17 protein-coding genes and 2 tRNA genes are annotated in these 16470 nt (G+C 70.4%); 14 read left to right on the top strand and 5 right to left on the bottom strand.

Translation table 11 applies throughout. The features are described from left to right. The first annotated feature begins 11 nt into the window (after window positions 1-11). Window positions 12-83 (top strand) — tRNA-Gln (locus VGK78_RS17760). Between the two features lie 128 nt (window positions 84-211). Beyond that, window positions 212-287: transfer RNA gene (locus VGK78_RS17765), tRNA-Glu, on the top strand. A gap of 99 nt (window positions 288-386) precedes the next feature. Here VGK78_RS17765 and VGK78_RS17770 read toward each other — a convergent pair. Next, complete coding sequence (locus tag VGK78_RS17770; protein WP_331529062.1) at window positions 387-971, bottom strand: TetR/AcrR family transcriptional regulator; 585 nt, start codon at window positions 969-971, stop codon at window positions 387-389. Between the two features lie 109 nt (window positions 972-1080). Here VGK78_RS17770 and VGK78_RS17775 point away from each other — a divergent pair, with 109 nt between their 5' ends. From VGK78_RS17775 to VGK78_RS17785, 3 genes are read left to right on the top strand one after another with little or no spacing between them, the layout of a single operon-like run. Further along, window positions 1081-2274 carry an aromatic ring-hydroxylating oxygenase subunit alpha gene (locus VGK78_RS17775; RefSeq protein WP_331529063.1) on the top strand — a complete coding sequence of 398 codons (1194 nt, stop codon included), beginning with the start codon at window positions 1081-1083 and terminating at the stop codon, window positions 2272-2274. Between the two features lie 9 nt (window positions 2275-2283). Further along, the gene (locus VGK78_RS17780; RefSeq protein WP_331529064.1) at window positions 2284-3222 is read left to right on the top strand and encodes a 3-keto-5-aminohexanoate cleavage protein; all 939 of its coding nucleotides are present in this window, start codon (window positions 2284-2286) and stop codon (window positions 3220-3222) included. Beyond that, the gene (locus VGK78_RS17785; RefSeq protein ID WP_331529065.1) at window positions 3200-4150 is read left to right on the top strand and encodes a 3-hydroxyacyl-CoA dehydrogenase NAD-binding domain-containing protein; all 951 of its coding nucleotides are present in this window, start codon (window positions 3200-3202) and stop codon (window positions 4148-4150) included. The genes VGK78_RS17780 and VGK78_RS17785 overlap by 23 nt, the downstream gene beginning before the upstream one ends. Before the next feature lie 23 nt (window positions 4151-4173). Here VGK78_RS17785 and VGK78_RS17790 read toward each other — a convergent pair whose 3' ends face one another. Continuing rightward, the gene (locus VGK78_RS17790; protein WP_331529066.1) at window positions 4174-5424 is read right to left on the bottom strand and encodes a PEP/pyruvate-binding domain-containing protein; all 1251 of its coding nucleotides are present in this window, start codon (window positions 5422-5424) and stop codon (window positions 4174-4176) included. Continuing rightward, entirely contained in the window at window positions 5421-7067 is a 1647-nt protein-coding gene (locus tag VGK78_RS17795; RefSeq protein WP_331529067.1) for a PEP-utilizing enzyme, read from the bottom strand. Before VGK78_RS17795 ends, VGK78_RS17790 begins: the two co-directional genes overlap by 4 nt. A gap of 350 nt (window positions 7068-7417) precedes the next feature. Between VGK78_RS17795 and VGK78_RS17800 the strand changes: the two genes are divergently transcribed. Both VGK78_RS17800 and VGK78_RS17805 read left to right on the top strand, forming a co-directional pair. After that, window positions 7418-8422, top strand: coding sequence for an alkaline phosphatase family protein (locus tag VGK78_RS17800; protein WP_331529068.1), 1005 nt, complete (start codon window positions 7418-7420; stop codon window positions 8420-8422). A 10-nt stretch (window positions 8423-8432) separates the two neighbouring features. Continuing rightward, window positions 8433-9029 (top strand): biotin transporter BioY, encoded by a 597-nt coding sequence (locus VGK78_RS17805; protein WP_331529069.1) that lies wholly within the window; start codon window positions 8433-8435, stop codon window positions 9027-9029. Window positions 9030-9059: 30 nt separating this feature from the next. Here VGK78_RS17805 and VGK78_RS17810 read toward each other — a convergent pair whose 3' ends face one another. Then, complete coding sequence (locus tag VGK78_RS17810) at window positions 9060-9353, bottom strand: hypothetical protein (RefSeq protein ID WP_331529070.1); 294 nt, start codon at window positions 9351-9353, stop codon at window positions 9060-9062. Between the two features lie 6 nt (window positions 9354-9359). Here VGK78_RS17810 and VGK78_RS17815 point away from each other — a divergent pair, with 6 nt between their 5' ends. The 4 genes from VGK78_RS17815 (at window position 9360) to VGK78_RS17830 (ending at window position 12556) form a co-directional block, all read left to right on the top strand. Next, a complete protein-coding gene (locus tag VGK78_RS17815) occupies window positions 9360-10019 on the top strand; it encodes a response regulator transcription factor (protein WP_331529071.1) in 660 nt (219 codons plus the stop codon). A 58-nt stretch (window positions 10020-10077) separates the two neighbouring features. After that, the gene (locus tag VGK78_RS17820; RefSeq protein WP_331529072.1) at window positions 10078-11589 is read left to right on the top strand and encodes an AlkA N-terminal domain-containing protein; all 1512 of its coding nucleotides are present in this window, start codon (window positions 10078-10080) and stop codon (window positions 11587-11589) included. 1 nt (window position 11590) lies between these two features. After that, window positions 11591-12070: a methylated-DNA--[protein]-cysteine S-methyltransferase gene (locus VGK78_RS17825; RefSeq protein WP_331529073.1), complete on the top strand. Its 480-nt coding sequence runs from the start codon at window positions 11591-11593 to the stop codon at window positions 12068-12070. 96 nt (window positions 12071-12166) lie between these two features. Beyond that, window positions 12167-12556, top strand: a complete 390-nt coding sequence (locus tag VGK78_RS17830) for a VOC family protein (RefSeq protein WP_331529074.1) — start codon at window positions 12167-12169, stop codon at window positions 12554-12556. A 106-nt stretch (window positions 12557-12662) separates the two neighbouring features. Here the strand turns inward: VGK78_RS17830 and VGK78_RS17835 are convergent, their stop codons facing one another. Beyond that, window positions 12663-13385 (bottom strand): IclR family transcriptional regulator, encoded by a 723-nt coding sequence (locus VGK78_RS17835; RefSeq protein WP_331529075.1) that lies wholly within the window; start codon window positions 13383-13385, stop codon window positions 12663-12665. A gap of 74 nt (window positions 13386-13459) precedes the next feature. On the opposite strand from VGK78_RS17835, the gene leuC reads away from it, so the two are divergent. The 3 genes from leuC (at window position 13460) to VGK78_RS17850 (ending at window position 16449) form a co-directional block, all read left to right on the top strand. Further along, window positions 13460-14875: a 3-isopropylmalate dehydratase large subunit gene (gene leuC / locus VGK78_RS17840; RefSeq protein ID WP_331529076.1), complete on the top strand. Its 1416-nt coding sequence runs from the start codon at window positions 13460-13462 to the stop codon at window positions 14873-14875. After that, window positions 14875-15474 (top strand): 3-isopropylmalate dehydratase small subunit, encoded by a 600-nt coding sequence (leuD, locus tag VGK78_RS17845; RefSeq protein WP_331529077.1) that lies wholly within the window; start codon window positions 14875-14877, stop codon window positions 15472-15474. Before leuC ends, leuD begins: the two co-directional genes overlap by 1 nt. 270 nt (window positions 15475-15744) lie before the next feature. Beyond that, window positions 15745-16449 carry an HU family DNA-binding protein gene (locus VGK78_RS17850; RefSeq protein WP_331529078.1) on the top strand — a complete coding sequence of 235 codons (705 nt, stop codon included), beginning with the start codon at window positions 15745-15747 and terminating at the stop codon, window positions 16447-16449. The last annotated feature ends 21 nt before the right edge of the window (window positions 16450-16470 follow it).

Raw genomic sequence — 16470 nt, forward strand, 5'->3', positions numbered from 1 at the left:
CGACACCCCCGAGGGGTATGGTGTAATTGGCAGCACGACTGATTCTGGTTCAGTTAGTCTAGGTTCGAGTCCTAGTACCCCAGCTCCGAGCGCGTCGGCCGAGCTTGCGAGGCCGAAGGAGAGCGACGCGTCTCGAAATCCCGGCCGAGTGCCGGGATTTTGTGCGTTCCAGGGGCTTCGATAAAGTCCCTCTTCGCGTGTTCACGTGCTCGCCCCCGTTGTGTAGCGGCCTAGCACGCCGCCCTCTCAAGGCGGTAGCGCCGGTTCGAATCCGGTCGGGGGTACCACTCCGGAAAGCGGTCCTGACCAGCGGGAAACGCTGATGGCTTTCCATGTCGCGGAGGTCTGTTCGGTTGTCGCATGTACTCCGCGCGTTCGACGAGGAGCTACGAGTCGTCGAAGGCGATGGCCTCGCATCGCGCGACCGATCTTCTCAGCGACGCCTGGTCGAGCCCGAGGAGGGCGGTGAGCCACAGACCGTTCTGGATGACGTCGATGTCGGCTGCTCGCTTGTTGCACTCGCGACGGGTCAGTTCGGGTCGCGCGTCCTTGATGAGGTCGGCCAGCCCGCCGCGATAGCGCTGCTGAGCGGCCGTGTTGATCTCGGCGAAGTCGTCGCGGGCCTGGGCCAGGGACCAGAGCTGGAGTCGTAGGGACAGGTAGTCCGTGGTCAGGAACTCCGGCTCGACCACTCGGTGCAGCGCGGCCCTCAGGCGCTTCTCGGGAGGCAGGGCGGGGTCTGGCGCCAAGAGCTCGATGTCGTCTGCCTCGATGCGATGCAGGGCGGCGCGGATCAGGCCGACCTTGTCCTCGTAGTAGTAGTTCAGGAGGCCCAGCGACACGCCGGCCTCCTTGGCCACGCTGCGCATGCTGACGCCGCCGATGCCCCGCCGGGCGAGAAGGCTCAGCACCGCATCCAGGATGCGCTGCTGCCGGTCTCTCTCCGGCTCGGCCGGGTGCTCGGCACTCACCGGTCGAGCGTAGTTGTCCAACGAGCCTCCCTCGGGCAGGACACACGACATTGGACGAATGTCCAGGGAAATATTGAACGATCGTCCAGTCTCGATCTAGGCTGCGGCCATGGCACAGGTCACCTCGCAGGATGCCGAGCGGGTCGCGGCGGGATACGACCCGGACCCGGCGCGGTCGTGGTCCCTCCGGGCCGAGGCTTACACCGATGCGAAGTGGGCCGCGTTCGAGCAGCGGGCGATCTTCGCGCGCGCCTGGCAGTGGGTCTGCCACGGCGAGAAGCTGCGTGAGCCCGGTGACTACGTCTCGGCCACTGTCGCCGGGATGCCGATCGCGGTCGTGCGCGGCAAGGGTGGGGAGCTCCGAGCCTTCTACAACGTCTGCAAACACCGAGCCCACGAGCTGCTGAGCGGGTCGGGGACTACTCGCAAGATCGTCTGTCCGTACCACGCCTGGACCTACGGCCTCGACGGATCACTGAAGGCCGCCCGTCGCGCCGACAGGATGCAGACCTTCGACAAGCGCGAGGTCTGCCTGGACCAGGTGCAGGTCGAGGAGTTCGGCGGCATGGTGTACGTCAACCTCGACAGGAGAGCCGAACCGCTCCAGCAGCAGGCACCGGACCTCGCCGAGGAGATCGCGTTCTGGGCACCCGACGTGGAAGGCCTGACCCACGCCAAGCGGCTGACCTACGACGTGGCGACCAACTGGAAGAACGTCATCGACAACTTCCTGGAGTGCTACCACTGCCACATCGCCCACAAGGAGTTCGTCGACCTGGTCGACATGGACACCTACGCGGTCAGGACCCATGGCATCTGGTCGTCGCACTTCGCCGAAGCCGGCAAGCACACGAACGCGGCGTACGACGTGTCCGGGGCGCAGGTGACCGAGCACGCCGTGTGGTGGTTGTGGCCGAACACGTGCCTGCTGCGCTATCCGGGTCGCGGCAACTTCATGGTCTTCCAGGTCATCCCCGCCGGACCGGACCGGACACTGGAGACCTGGGACTTCTACCTGGAGACCACCGAGCTGACGGCGGCCGAGGTCGAGTCCGTCCACTACATCGACGGCGTGCTGCAGCAGCAGGACATCGCACTGGTCGAGAGCGTGCAGCGAGGCATGTCCACGCCGGCGTTCGACCAGGGCCGCATCGTCTTCGACCCTGCCCGTGACGGTTCCGGACTGTCCGAGCACGGCGTGCACCACTTCCACGGGCTGGTCCTCGAGGCGTACCGCGAGGCCGTGCGGCCACCGGAGCCGGTCCCCGACGCCGCGGCCCCCGCGGTTGCCGGGAGCATCTAGGAGCTCGACATGCCGAAGCCGGTCATCATCACCTGCGCCCCCACGGGGGGCATCCACAACCCGACCATGTCGCCGCACCTGCCGACCACCCCGGAGGAGATCGCCGAGGCCTCGATCGAGGCCGTCGAGGCGGGTGCCGCGATCGTCCACCTTCATGCCCGCAACCCCGAGACCGGCCAGCCCGACCCCCGGCCCGAGCTGTTCCACGACTTCATGTCCAGGATCGCCCAGAGCTGCGACGCGGTGATGAACGTCTCGACGGGCGGCGGGCTGGGCATGACCCGCGAGGAGCGGCTCCGCGCGGCGGTGGCGACCTCACCGGAGATGGCCTCGCTCAACGTCGGGTCGCTGAACTTCGGCATCTTCCCGATGGCCGAGAAGTACTCCCAGTGGAAGCACGAGTGGGAGCCGGCGTTCCTGGAGATGACGCGCGACTTCATCTTCCGCAACACCTTCGCCGACATCGAATACGTCGTGAAGGAACTCTGGCAGGGGCACGGGACCAGGTTCGAGTTCGAGTGCTACGACCTCGGCCATCTCTACAACCTGGCGTGGCTCATCGACCAGGGCTGGCTCGAGCCGCCGTTCTTCGTGCAGATGGTCTTCGGAGTCCTCGGGGGTGTCGGGGCCGACCTGGACAACCTTCAGCACATGCACACCATCGCGAACAAGCTGTTCGGTGCCAGCTATGAGTGGTCGGTGCTCGCGGCGGGTCGGCACCAGATGTCGTTCGCGACCCAGGCCGCCATGCTCGGCGGCAACCTCCGCGTCGGTATGGAGGACAGCCTGTACCTGGGGCCCCGCGAGCTGACGCCGTCCAACGCCCACCAGGTCGCCAAGGTCCGCAGCATCATCGAGTCGCTCGGCCACACCGTGGCGACCCCGGAGCAGGCTCGTGAGCGTCTCGGCCTGAAGGGAGCCGCTCGTGTCACCCTCCGACGGTCCTGAGGTCACCCGCATCGCGGCACTGGGTGCCGGCCTCATCGGTCGCAGCTGGGCCGCCCTCTTCCTGGCCGCAGGGAAAGACGTCGCGGTCCATGACCCCGCCCCCGGCGCCGAGCAACACGTGCGCGAGTCGGTCGAGCACGCGTGGCCGACGCTGAGAGCCCTGGGTCTCGCAGCATCCAATGCCCCCGAGGGCGAGCTGGTCTTCTGCACCGACGCGCGGGAGGCGGTCGAAGGCGCGCAGTTCGTGCAGGAGAGCGTCCCCGAACGGGTTGCCATCAAGCACGCGCTGTATGCCCACATCGAAGGCGCCCTCGCGCCCGACGCCGTGGTCGCGACATCAGCCTCCGGGCTGACGTTGACCGAGCTGCAGGGCGGCTGGGAGGACCCGCGCCGTTTCGTTCTGGGGCATCCGTTCAATCCCCCACACCTGATCCCGCTGGTCGAGGTGATGGGCAACGACCGCACCGCCGGCGGCGTGGTCGGCCGTGCTCGCGCTTTCTACGAGTCGGTCGGGAAGGTGACCATCGAGGTGCGGCGCGAGGTACCCGGACATGTCGCCAACCGGCTCCAGGCGGCCCTGTGGCGAGAGGCCATCCACCTCGTCAACGAGGGCGTCGCCAGTGTCGTGGACGTCGACAAGGCGGTCTCCTCCGGACCCGGGCTGCGATGGGCGACGATGGGTCCCACGCACTTGTTCCACCTGGGCGCCGATGGCGGCCTCGAACAGTTCTGCGAGCACTACGCCGACAGCTTCAACACCTGGTGGGACGACCTGGGAGTCCCGCACCTCGACGACGCGACGGTCGCCACCTTGGTGGAAGGCATGAGAGAGGTCACCGCGACGGTCCCGCATGCCGAGCTGGCGTCCCGCCGCGACGCGCTGCTCACGGCGGTGGTGGCGGCGACCCATCCGCGTGCCGGCCGGTGAGCTCGCCCGTCGGCAACCGCGGCTCATTCCCGCTCGGCGGAGCGGAGCCGTCTCGCCAGCGTCTGCAGGAGGTTCCACGCGATGGTCGCGTTGCTCTGCACGAGGGGACGGAACTCCCAGTAGGTGAGGCCCTGGCACACGACGTCGGTGGCCGCGGTGATCGTGGCCGACCGGGCGCCCTCGTCGATCAGGGCGACCTCGCCGAAGTAGTCGCCCCTGGTGAGGGTCGACGTGGGCTTGCCGTGGACGGAGACCGCGACCTCTCCGGAGAGGATCACGAAGAACGCAGCGGCCCCGACGCCTTCTTTGATGATCGTCTCGCCGGCCACGAACTCCCGCTCCTTGAACAGCCGGGCCACCCGATCGACCTCCGCCTCGCTCAGCCCGGCGAAGAGGGGCACGGCGCCGATGACCTCGCTCGGAGCAGCGGATGCCGAGACCGGACGTGGCCGGGTCGGCGCGGCGTGCGTCACCGCGCGGCACTGGAGCAGATAGAGCGTGCCGTCGGCGTACGCCCACTCGATGTCGCGGCCGGGACCGTAGACCTCCTCGCACCGTGCCGCCAGCAAGCCGAGCGCCTCGAGCGCCTGGTCGTCGAGGCAGAGAGCCTCGACCCGCTCGGGGGCCACGGCCTCCTCGACGGTGCCACCGGTCGCGACCGGTCGGATGGCGACCTCCTTGACCCCGGCATGCCGGCCCAGCACCTCACCGGAGCGTGAGAGGCGGAAGTTGTCGGGGATCACCCGGGCCGCCACGACCACCTCGCCCAGCCCCCAGCTCGCCTCGATCACCCGCTCGTCGGCGCCGGTCACCGGGTTCTGGGTGAACATCACGCCGGCCACCTCTGGATCGAGCAGGCTCTGGACGACGACACCTACGCTCGGGCGCGTGAACAGGCCGACCCGCTTGCGATAGCTGATCACCGAGTCGGTGTTCGCCGACCACCAGATCTCCCTGATCGCCGGGCCGAGCCCCTCCGTCGAGGTCACGTTGAGCAGCGTCAGGTGCTGGCCCGCGAAGCTCGCAGCGGCACCGTCCTCGTCCACCGCCGAGGAGCGCACGGCGAGGGGGTAGGTCAAGGGCTGGGCCGCCTCGACCAAGCGGGCGAGGGCGTCCGGGTCGTCGGCGGCGATCGCCTCGGTGACGTCACCGGTGAGCGCGAGCCCGGGCGGTACGGGGAGGCCCGCGCGCATGGCCTCCCCGAGTCCGACGGCCTTCGCCCCGAACAGGGACTCCTCGCGAGCCTCCTCGAGCGGTACGACGGTGCTCGTCACGAGACGGTCGTCACCTCCCCGGCGTCGCCGTCGACGCGCAGCCGCATCCCGTCGGTGAACCGGCTCGTGGCCTCGCGGGTGCCCACGACACCCGGGATGCCGTACTCGCGGGCCACGATGGCCGAGTGGGACAGCAGTCCGCCGCTGTCGGTCACGATCGCGCCCAGCAGGGGCAGCAGGATGTTGAACGCCTCGGTCGTCGACTCCGTGACGAGCACGTCGCCTTCCTGGATCCGGTCGAAGTCGGCCGGACCGTGGACGAGGCGAGCGGGCCCGACGTACACCCCGCCGCTCGCCGAGAGTCCGCGTAGCGCCTCCCGCTCCTCGTCATCGGCCGCGGGCTCGAAGCTGCCGAACAGCATCGACATGGCGGTGCCGAAGGCTCGCACCATCCGGGCGGCCGCCGGCGGCAGACCGTCGGGCGGCGGCGGGGGCGTAGGAGGCGGGCCGAGGACGGGTGGCGCGTCCTTGGCCGTGTGGGCAGCCCGGTACGCCGCGCGCCCGGCCAGCTCTTCCGCCGAGGGCCCGCCCTGTCCGGAGATGATCTGCACCATCTCCTCGACGGTGGCGTCGACGATGTGCTCCGGCTCGAGCAGCCGGCCGGTGCTGGCCAGCCGTCGCCCGGCGCCGAGGGCGGCCCGGCGCATGATGCCCGAGGCCCAGATGTCGGAGTACACCCCGCGCTCGTCGCGGATCCGGGACATCAGTCTCGCCTCGGCGACCAGGTCGTCGAACTCCGCACGGTGTTCTTCAGGCACCTGGGCCCGCATCTCGGCGAGCTTGTGCTCCGGGTCGGGTCCGGTCTCGGCCCGGCCGGCCGCCCAGGCGCGGATCGTCCGGACCAGCGCATCAGGCATCTCCAGGGCGTAGCGGCCGGAGATGTCGAACCCGTCGAGCAGCCGGCAGCCGACGAGGTCGAGGTACGCCGACACCGCCTCGCTCACCTCGTTGCCCAAGGTGCGCAGCTTGTCGAGCACCATCGCCGGGTCGTCGTCCGACTCCAGCAGGTCACGCGCGGCGGAGTCGCCGGCCAGAGCCGCGACCAGCCGCTCCTGCTCGGCCGAGGCGCCGGCCGAGACGGGTGCGGCACCGCGCGTGGTCGCCAGGACATCAGCCGGGCTGACGTGAGCCCACTCCACCGCATGTGCCAGCAGGTCACCGACGGAGACGACGGCAGCCCCCGTGAAGCGCATGTGCTGGTAGCGCATCTCGGCGTGGTGGTCCTGGCACCGGGTCAGGTAGTCACAGAGCTCGGCGTCCGAGAGTGCATCGGGGTCGACCGCCTGCAGGTCGCGATGGCGCTGGATCGATGCCGGCTTCGCGACCTCGTCCCACTCGCGCAGCTGGTCGCGCCACAGCTTGTCGGCGAAGACCTCCTCGGCGCGCTGGATGCGGGCCGGCATCTCGGCGGGGTCGACCGGAACCATCTGGTGGTACACGAAGCCGCCGACGACCTCGCTGAGCATCGCCTCGATCGGCATCCCGTAGTACGCCATGACCTCCGCCGTACCACGTCTGAACGCGTGGGAGGTGGTGGCGTAGTACCTGGTCACCGGGCGCGGGAAGTGGACCGGGTCGAGCTCCCAGGTCCCTGGGCCGGGCGGCTCGATCCGAGAGCCGGTCTCGATGTCGGTGTCTGTCATGCGAACCATTCCTTGGCTGGATGTCTGGTGTGTTGGTGACGTGGGAGACGTCGACTTCCGGTCGCCTGAGAGCGCCGCCATCACGGGTAGCCGTGGACCTGCCGAGGACACGGCGTGGTCGTTGCCGAAGAGGAGGTGGTGAAGGAGCACGGGGCCGCACTGGACGGCGCACTCTGGAAGGCCCTCGCTGCGGAAGGCATCATCTGGTTCCCCCCGGGTGATGCTCGCCCTCGACCCCGGGAGTGGGCGCGTCCGTGACGATACGCCGGTCGCGCAGCACTGAGAAGGCGCGCACCTCTGCTTTCTGCGCCGCTGCGTACGCCGATCGAGGCCCCGGTAGCGTCGGCCGAATGGCACACCGTCGGCGGGTCGCGGGGGCGGTCGTGCTGATGTGTGCGCTCGCGGGGTGCGGCGGCGCCCGGACATCGACCGCCGCACCATCGGCGTCGCCCTCCCCGCGGGAGCCGACGTCGACCCCGAGGCCCACCCCTCATCCGACCCAGCACCCGGCGAGGCACCCGAGCCGGCACACCCGGACGCCGGCGCCGTCGGCGACCGGGATACCGGTCGCGCCCGCGGCCGGCAAGCTGCTCGTCTTCGTGGTCGAGAACCACTCCCTCGACGAGATGCGCAGCCAGATGCCTTGGACCTACGCGCTGGCGCACCGCTACGGCTACGCCACGGCGTACCGCGCGATGACCCACCCGTCCCTGCCGAACTACCTCGCGATCGCCGGCGGCTCGACCTTCGGCGTGAACGACGACGACGACCCGTCGGCCCATCCCCTGCACGGACCGTCGGTGTTCGGCGAGGCGCTCCGGGCCGGGCTGACCGCACGCGTGTACGCCGACGCCATGCCGTCGTCCTGCTTCCTCACCTCGGCGGGGGAGTACGCCGTCCGCCACAACCCGTGGACCTACTTCGTCGACGAGCGGGCCGAGTGCCGCACGTTCGACACGCCTCTGGCGCGCTTCGCCGCGGACGTCCGCGCGGGTCATCTTCCGGACGCCGGCATGGTGGTCCCCGACGTCTGCCACGACGCCCACGACTGCTCGCTCGCCACGGCCGATGCGTGGTTGCGCCAGGTGGTCGGGCTGGCGATGTCCGGACCCGACTTCCGCTCCGGACGCCTCGCGATCGTGATCACCGCCGACGAGGACGACGGCTCACAGGGCAACACCGTGCTCACCGTCGTCATCCACCCGGGCGTGCGCGCAGAGGTGGTCTCCCAGCCCCTCTCGCAGCTCTCACTGAGCCGCCTGTACGCCGAGGTGCTCGGCGTACCGCCCCTGCGTGAGGCCGCATCCGCGCCGTCGATGGCCACCGCGTTCCACCTGGCTCTCGCCCGCCGCTAGGCTCCCGGCCATGTCCTCCACCGCGATCGTCCCCACGCTGGTCCGCCCGAGCAACCGCGTCGCCGCACTCGTGGCCGACGCCGTCCTCGTCGCCGCTGGCGTCGCCCTGATCGCCCTCTCGGCGCAGGTCTCGATCAACCTCCCGCACACCCCGGTCCCGATCACCGGTCAGACGTTCGGCGCGCTGCTCGTGGGTGGGGCGTACGGCGCACGGCGCGGGTTCGTCACCTTCGCGACGTACCTCGTCGTCGGCGGGCTCGGGTACGGCGTCTTCGCGGGTCACTCGTCCGGCTGGGACGTGCTTCGGTTCTCCTCCGCCACGGGCGGATACCTGGTCGGCATGCTCGTGGCGGCCGGACTGGTGGGCTGGCTCGCCGACCGCGGCTGGGACCGCAAGCCCTGGCGCTCGCTGCCGACCATGGTCCTGGGCAACGTCGTGATCTACGCCTTCGGCGCCACCTGGCTTGCGCACGCGCTCGGGGTCGGCGCGCAGGACGCCTGGGACCTCGGGGTCAAGGACTTCCTGGTCGGTGATGCGCTCAAGATCCTCCTGGCCGCGGGCCTGCTGCCCGGCGCGTGGTGGGTCGTCGACAAGATCCGCCGCTGAGGCACGTCTCCCAATTCGGGAGTGCGCACCCTAGGCGGGTTGCGCGGCCTCCTCGCCGCGTCCCGTTGCTGCGCCGCCCACAGCCAGCGCACCCCAGGCGGCCCCGAGCAGCAAGAACCCACCGCGGTCGTCGGCACCGATGGCGACGAGCATCGTGACAAGCGGCAGCAGCGCGAGCCAGCGCGCACCGGGACGTCGTAGCCCGTCGATCCCGAGCACCAGGAAACCGACCACGACCGGCCCGACCGGACACGGGTTCAGGGTGTCCGCCCGACTCCCGGTGGAGGAGCTGCGGCTCGAGCCCCTGGGCACTCCAGCGGGCATCCCCGGATGATCCGCGTCCTGATCGTCGACGACCAGGACCTGGTCCGCATGGGCTTCCGGCTGATCCTTGAGCGCGAGCCCGACCTGACCGTCGTGGGCGAGGCCGGGGACGGCGCGGCCGCGGTGTCACAAAGCGGACGACTGCACCCGGACGTCGTGCTGATGGACATCCGGATGCCGGTGCTCGACGGGATCGAGGCGACCCGCCGAGTGACTGCGACGTCGAGCGGTCCGAAGGTGCTGATCCTGACGACGTTCGATCTCGACGAGCTCGTGTACGCCGGACTCGAGGCCGGCGCGAGCGGGTTCCTGCTCAAGGACGTCAAGGCCGAGGTCCTGGCCGAGGCGATCCGCACGGTGCACGCGGGCGAGGCCCTGCTGGCTCCGACCGTGACCCGGCGGCTGATCACGACATTCTTGGCCACGCACCGGCGACCGGACGTCGACTGGTCAGACCTGGAGTCGCTCACCCCGCGCGAGCGTGAGGTGCTCCGGCTGATCGCCGGCGGTCTGTCCAACGCCGAGATCGCCGACGAACTGGTGCTCAGCCAGGCCACGGTGAAGACGCACGTCGGACGGGTCTTCGCCAAGATCGGCGCCCGAGACCGGGCGCAGGCGGTCGTCTACGCCTATGAGCGCGGCGTCGTGAGCAGCACGGGACGGTGAGCGCCCACGCGTCCGATTCCCGCCAGAGCGTGTCGGTGGCCTGGGCCAGAATGGGGGCATGACCCCGTCGACCTCGCCGATGCACCTGGACCTCGAGTCCTGCTACCGCGCGGTGAAGAGCCGCGACCGCAGGTTCGACGGCGTGTTCTACACGGCGGTCCGGACGACGGGCATCTACTGCCGCCCGTCGTGCCCGGCCCGCACACCTGCGTTCCACAACGTCACGTTCCATCCGACGGCCGCGGCCGCACAGGCGTCCGGCTACCGGGCCTGCAAGAGGTGTCTGCCGGACGCGACGCCGGGCAGTCCCGACTGGGACGTCGCCGCCGACGTGGCCGGCCGGGCGATGCGCCTGATCGCCGACGGCGTCGTCGACCGCGAGGGCGTCGACGGTGTGGCGCGACGTATCGGCTACACCACCCGGCACTTGTCGCGGATCCTCACCCAGGAGCTCGGCGCCGGTCCGCTGGCCCTGGCCCGGGCGAAGCGTGCCCAGACGGCCCGGACGCTGCTCGAGACCACCGACCTGGGCGCCGCCGATGTGGCGTTCGCGGCGGGGTTCAGCAGCGTGCGGCAGTTCAACGACACGATCCGCGAGGTGTACGACGCGACCCCGACCCGGCTCCGGGGCGGGCGCGGGAAGGGTGCCGACCGGGGTGGCACTCTCCAGTTGCGGCTGGCGGTGCGCACGCCGTTCGCGGGCCGCGCGCTGCTGCACTTCCTCGCCGTGCGTGCCGTCGCGGGCGTCGAGGTGGCCACGGACACGACGTACGCCCGCACCCTTCGGCTCCCGCACGGCACCGGAATCGTCGAGCTCGAGCTCGACGACCACGCCGAGCGTGGTCCGACGGCGTTCGTGGCAGCGACCTTCCGGCTCACCGACCTGCGCGACCTCGCTGCCGCCGTCGAGCGGGTACGCCGACTGGTCGACGCCGACTGCGACCCGGTGGCGATCGGCGATGCGTTCGCGGGCGATCCCGTGCTGGGGCCGTTGGTCCGCCAGACCCCGGGTCTCCGGGTGCCCGGTCATGTCGACGGCGACGAGATCGCCGTGCGTGCCGTGGTCGGCCAGCAGGTCACGGTGGCGGCGGCGCGCACCGCGGCCGGCCGACTCACCGAGCGGTACGGCGAGCGGATCGGGTCGCCGGCGGACGGCTTGACCCATCTCTTCCCCACGGCGGCGCGACTGGCCCAGCTCGAGCCCGAGTCCCTGCCGATGCCGCGCTCGCGCGGCCGGGCGCTGCTGGCCGTGTGCCGAGCCCTGGCCGAGGGCGACCTGTCGCTCGACCGCGGCGCTGATCGCGACGACGTTCGCCGGCGCCTGCTCGAGATCCCGGGCATCGGTCCGTGGACCGCTGACTACATCGCGCTCCGCGCCCTCGGTCACCCCGACGTCTTCCTGCCCACCGACATCGGCATCCGTGACGCGTTCCGCCTACGCGGGATCGACCCGACGGATGCCCTGCGACATGCCGAGGGATGGCGGCCCTGGCGCTCGTACGCACAGCTCCATCTCTGGCAGACCCTCTCCCCGACCACGACACTCTCTCCGAGCAGAAAGGGACACTGACATGTGGACCGTGATGGACTCACCCGTCGGCGACCTGCGGATCGTCGAGCACGCCGGCGCGATCACCGCGATCGAGTACGCCCCGTTCCGTGACCACGACGGCCGCCCGCGCGGCGACCGCGACGACGCCCATCCGTTGCTGGCCGAGGCGGTCCGGCAGCTCCGTGCGTACTTCGACCGCGACCTCAAGGAGTTCGACCTCCCGCTCGATCCCAGCGGCAGCGCGTTCCAGAAGGCGGTGTGGGCGCAGCTGCTGGAGATCGGGTACGGCGACACCGCGTCGTACGGCGAGATCGCGCGGCGGCTCGGCAAGTCCAACGCCGCCTCCCGCGCGGTCGGGCTGGCCAACGGCAGCAACCCGATCCCGATCGTCATCCCCTGTCACCGGGTGATCGGGGCGGACGGCACGCTGACCGGCTACGCGGGCGGCGTCGAGCGCAAGCAGACGCTGCTGGAGATCGAGCAGGACGCGCTCTTCTGAGCGCGTCTCGTCCGAGCGTGCGAGGGCGAGGATGAGCGGGCGGGTCGAGGCGTCTCGAAACCTCGGTGACGGCAACGAATGCTGCAGGATGATCGGGTGACCTACTCGGACCCGATGACCAACATCTACACCCGCGACCTGCCGGCGGCGCTCGCGTTCTACGGCGGACTGCTGGGATTCGAGGAGACCTTCCGCGCTCCCTCGTCCGAGACGCCGGACCACGTCGAGCTCCGGCTCGACGGGGTCACGGTCGCCCTCTCCACGGCCGAGGCAGCGGCCCGTGTGCACGGCATCGAGGCGGCGCCCGGCACCCGTGGATTTCAGCTCGTGCTCTGGACCGACGACGTCGACGCGGCGTACGACGAGCTGGTCACGGCCGGCGCACCGAGCGTCACGCCACCCCGTGACTCCGGCAACAACAACCGCAACGCGGTCGTCACCGACCCGGACGGGAACCTGGTGGAGCTGGTGATGAAGCGGGGCTGAGGGTGGCGGCCGGTTCATCACGCTGAGTAGGCGAACCCGCGCTGGGCCAGGGGAACTCCGCTGGCCCAGTTCCGGTTCGACCACTCAGCGTGATGAACCGTCACGCTCACTCAGCAGCAGCCCGCCGCAGCGACTCCGACAGCCGCTCCCCGGCGGCGACCACGGCCGGAGCGTGCATCCGTCCGGGCTGGCGGGACAGCCGCTCGAGAGGGCCGCTCACGGACACGGCCGCGACGACCTTCCCGGACGGCGACCGCACCGGGGCGGACACGGAGGCCACGCCCTGCTCGCGCTCGCCCACGGACTGCGCCCAGCCGCGACGACGGATGCCGGAGAGGGCCGCCGCCGAGAACGCGGCGTTCTGCAGGCCCCGGTGGATGCGCTCGGCGTCCTCCCACGCGAGCAGCACCTGGGCCGCCGAGCCCGCGCGCATCGTGAGCTGCGAGCCGACCGGGATGGTGTCGCGGAGCCCCGACGGCCGCTCGGCCGCGGCGACGCAGACCCGGTAGTCGCCCTGGCGGCGCCACAGCTGGGACGACTCACCGGTGATGTCGCGGAGCCGGGCCAGCACCGGTCCGGCCGTGGCGAGGAGGCGGTCCTCGCCGGCCGCGACGGACAGCTCGGACAGCCGCGGCCCCAGCACGAACCGGCCCTGCAGGTCGCGGGCGACCAGGCGGTGGTGCTCCAGGGCGACCGCGAGCCGGTGCGCCGTCGGCCGGGCCAGTCCGGTCGCGGTGACCAGGCCGGCCAGAGTGGCCGGCCCAGACTCGAGGGCGGTGAGTACCAGGGCGGCCTTGTCGAGCACACCCACGCCACTGGAGTTGTCCATATGGCAATACTGCCGTCTCAGATCATGGGACGCAAGTTGTACCCTGGGGTGACGCCGAGCACGGAGGAGAAGACATGGGCAGGACCCTGGCCGAGAAGGTCTGGGACGAGCACGTCGTCCGGTCGACCCCACCAGGAACCGGCGAGCCCGACCTGCTGTACATCGATCTCCACCTGATCCACGAGGTGACCTCACCGCAGGCCTTCGACGGGCTCCGCCTCGCGGGCCGACAGGTACGCCGTCCCGACCTGACCCTCGCCACCGAGGACCACAACGTGCCGACGCTCGACTGGGACCGACCCATCCAGGACCCGGTCAGCCGCACCCAGGTCGAGACACTGCGCAGGAACGCCGAGGAGTCCGGCATCCGGCTCCACCCGCTCGGCGACCTCGACCAGGGGATCGTGCACATCATCGGCCCGCAGCTAGGGCTCACCCAGCCCGGCATGACCATCGTCTGCGGCGACTCCCACACCTCGACGCACGGTGCGTTCGGGGCACTCGCGTTCGGGATCGGAACCTCGGAGGTCGAGCACGTCCTGGCGACCCAGACGCTGCCGCAGGCCCGCCCGAGGACCATGGCCGTCACGGTCACCGGCGAGCTGCCCGAGGGCGTCACCGCCAAGGACCTCGTGCTCACGCTGATCGCCCACGCCGGCACCGGAGGGGGTCAGGGGTACGTCGTGGAGTACCGCGGCTCCGCCATCGAGGCGCTCTCGATGGAGGCCCGGATGACGGTCTGCAACATGAGCATCGAGTGGGGCGCGAAGGCCGGGCTGATCGCGCCGGACCGGACGACGTTCGCCTACCTGAAGGGCCGGCCCGAGGCGCCGAAGGGCGCGGACTGGGACGCCGCCGTCGAGCATTGGACGAGCCTGGTCACCGACGACGACGCCGAGTACGACGCGGAGATCGTGCTCGACGCGAGCACGATGACGCCGTTCGTCACCTGGGGAACCAACCCCGGTCACGGTGTCCCTCTCGGCGGCTCGGTACCCGACCCGGACGACTTCGAGGAGGAGAGCGACCGGGTCGGTGCTCGCAAGGCCCTGGAGTACATGGGCCTCGAGCCCGGCACCCCGATGCGCGAGATCAGTGTCGACACGGTCTTCGTCGGCTCGTGCACCAACGGCCGGATCGAGGACCTCCGGGCAGCGGCCGAGATCGTCAAGGGGCGCAAGGTCGCGGACGGGACGCGGATGCTCGTGGTCCCCGGATCGGCGCGGGTGCGGCTGCAGGCCGAGGACGAGGGCCTCGACGTGGTCTTCAAGGAGGCGGGTGCCGAGTGGCGGGGCGCGGGCTGCTCGATGTGCCTCGGCATGAACCCCGACCAGCTGGCTCCGCAGGAGCGAAGCGCCTCGACCTCCAACCGCAACTTCGAGGGCCGGCAGGGCAAGGGGGGACGCACCCACCTGGTGTCCGTGCCCGTCGCGGCCGCCACGGCGATCCGCGGCACCCTCAGCTCACCCGCAGACCTGAAGGCCATCTGATGGAAGCGTTCACGACCCACACCGGCATCGGCGTGCCCTTGCGGCGCAGCAACGTCGACACCGACCAGATCATCCCCGCGGTCTACCTCAAGCGGGTGACCCGCACCGGCTTCGAGGACGGTCTCTTCGCGGCCTGGCGCAGCGACCCGTCGTTCGTGCTGAACCAGAAGCCGTACGACGCGGGCAGCGTCCTCGTCGCGGGACCCGACTTCGGCACCGGCTCGTCCCGCGAGCACGCCGTGTGGGCCCTGCAGAACTACGGCTTCAAGGTGGTGCTGTCGCCGCGCTTCGGCGACATCTTCCGCGGCAACGCCGGCAAGGCGGGTCTCCTCGCGGCGCAGGTCGACGACAAGGTCGTCCTGCGTCTGTGGGACCTGCTCGCCGCCGAGCCGGGCACGACCATCAGCGTCGACCTCGTCGAGAGGACGCTGCGCGCCGGCCACGGTCCGGACGTCATCGAGGACTCCTTCGACATCGACGACTACACGCGCTGGAGGTTGCTCGAAGGGCTCGACGACATCTCGTTGACTCTCGCGCACGACGCCGACATCACGACGTTCGAGTCCGCGCGACCGAGGTGGAAACCAGCGACGCTCTGACGGTGCGCGCGGCCGTCGATGGGCCGATTTCCCACCGGGGCAAGGGAATTCTCGGTAGTCCGTCCCTTCTCGTCCTCGCGGTCGTCGGGTGCGCGGCGCGGAAACCGGATGGTGCTGACGGGCCACGAACCGGCGCCGTTGAGCCGCTTTGGTGCGAAAAAACCTCCGACAAACCCGGCGTGGTGATTGTGACGAACGCCGCGAATACCTAGCGTTCGTCGGGAAGCCGGGCAAAAGGGCCGGCCATGATCGTTCATTGGAAGGGAAGCCGTGAACAAGTCACAGCTCATCGACGCGCTGGCTGCGCGTTTCGAGGGGAACCGCAAGCAGGCGCAGCACGCGCTGGAATCCGTCCTGGACACGATCACGCGCGAAGTGGCCAAGGGCGAGAAGGTCGCGATCACGGGCTTCGGCTCGTTCGAGAAGCGCGTGCGTGAAGCTCGCATGGTCCGCAACCCGCAGACCGGCGAACAGATCAAGGCCAAGCGGACGCACGTTCCGAAGTTCACCGCCGGCGCAGAGCTCAAGAACGTCGTCTCGGGTGCCCGGAAGCTGCCCAAGCTGACGCTCGCCGCGTCGACGTCTGCGGCGAAGCGGGCCACCGCCCCGACCAAGAAGACCGCGGCAAAGAAGTCGACGGCCGCCAAGAAGACGACGGCCCGGAAGTCCGCGCCGGCCAAGAAGACCGCCGCGAAGAAGACGACGGCCGCCAAGAAGACGACCGCCCGGAAGTCCGCGCCGGCCAAGAAGACCGCCGCGAAGAAGTCGACCGCTGCCAAGAAGACGACCGCCCGGAAGTCCGCGCCGGCCAAGAAGACGGCCGCGAAGAAGTCGACGGCCGCCAAGAAGACGACCGCCCGGAAGTCCGCGCCGGCCAAGAAGACGGCCGCGAAGAAGACGACGGCCGCGAAGAAGACGACGGCCAAGAAGGCCGGGGCCGCCAAGAAGACGGCCAAGCGCACCGCGAAGCGCTGACCCACTCCTCGACGAAGGGGC

The organism is Nocardioides sp. (assembly GCF_036503465.1).
In the GTDB taxonomy this organism is placed as follows: domain Bacteria; phylum Actinomycetota; class Actinomycetes; order Propionibacteriales; family Nocardioidaceae; genus Nocardioides.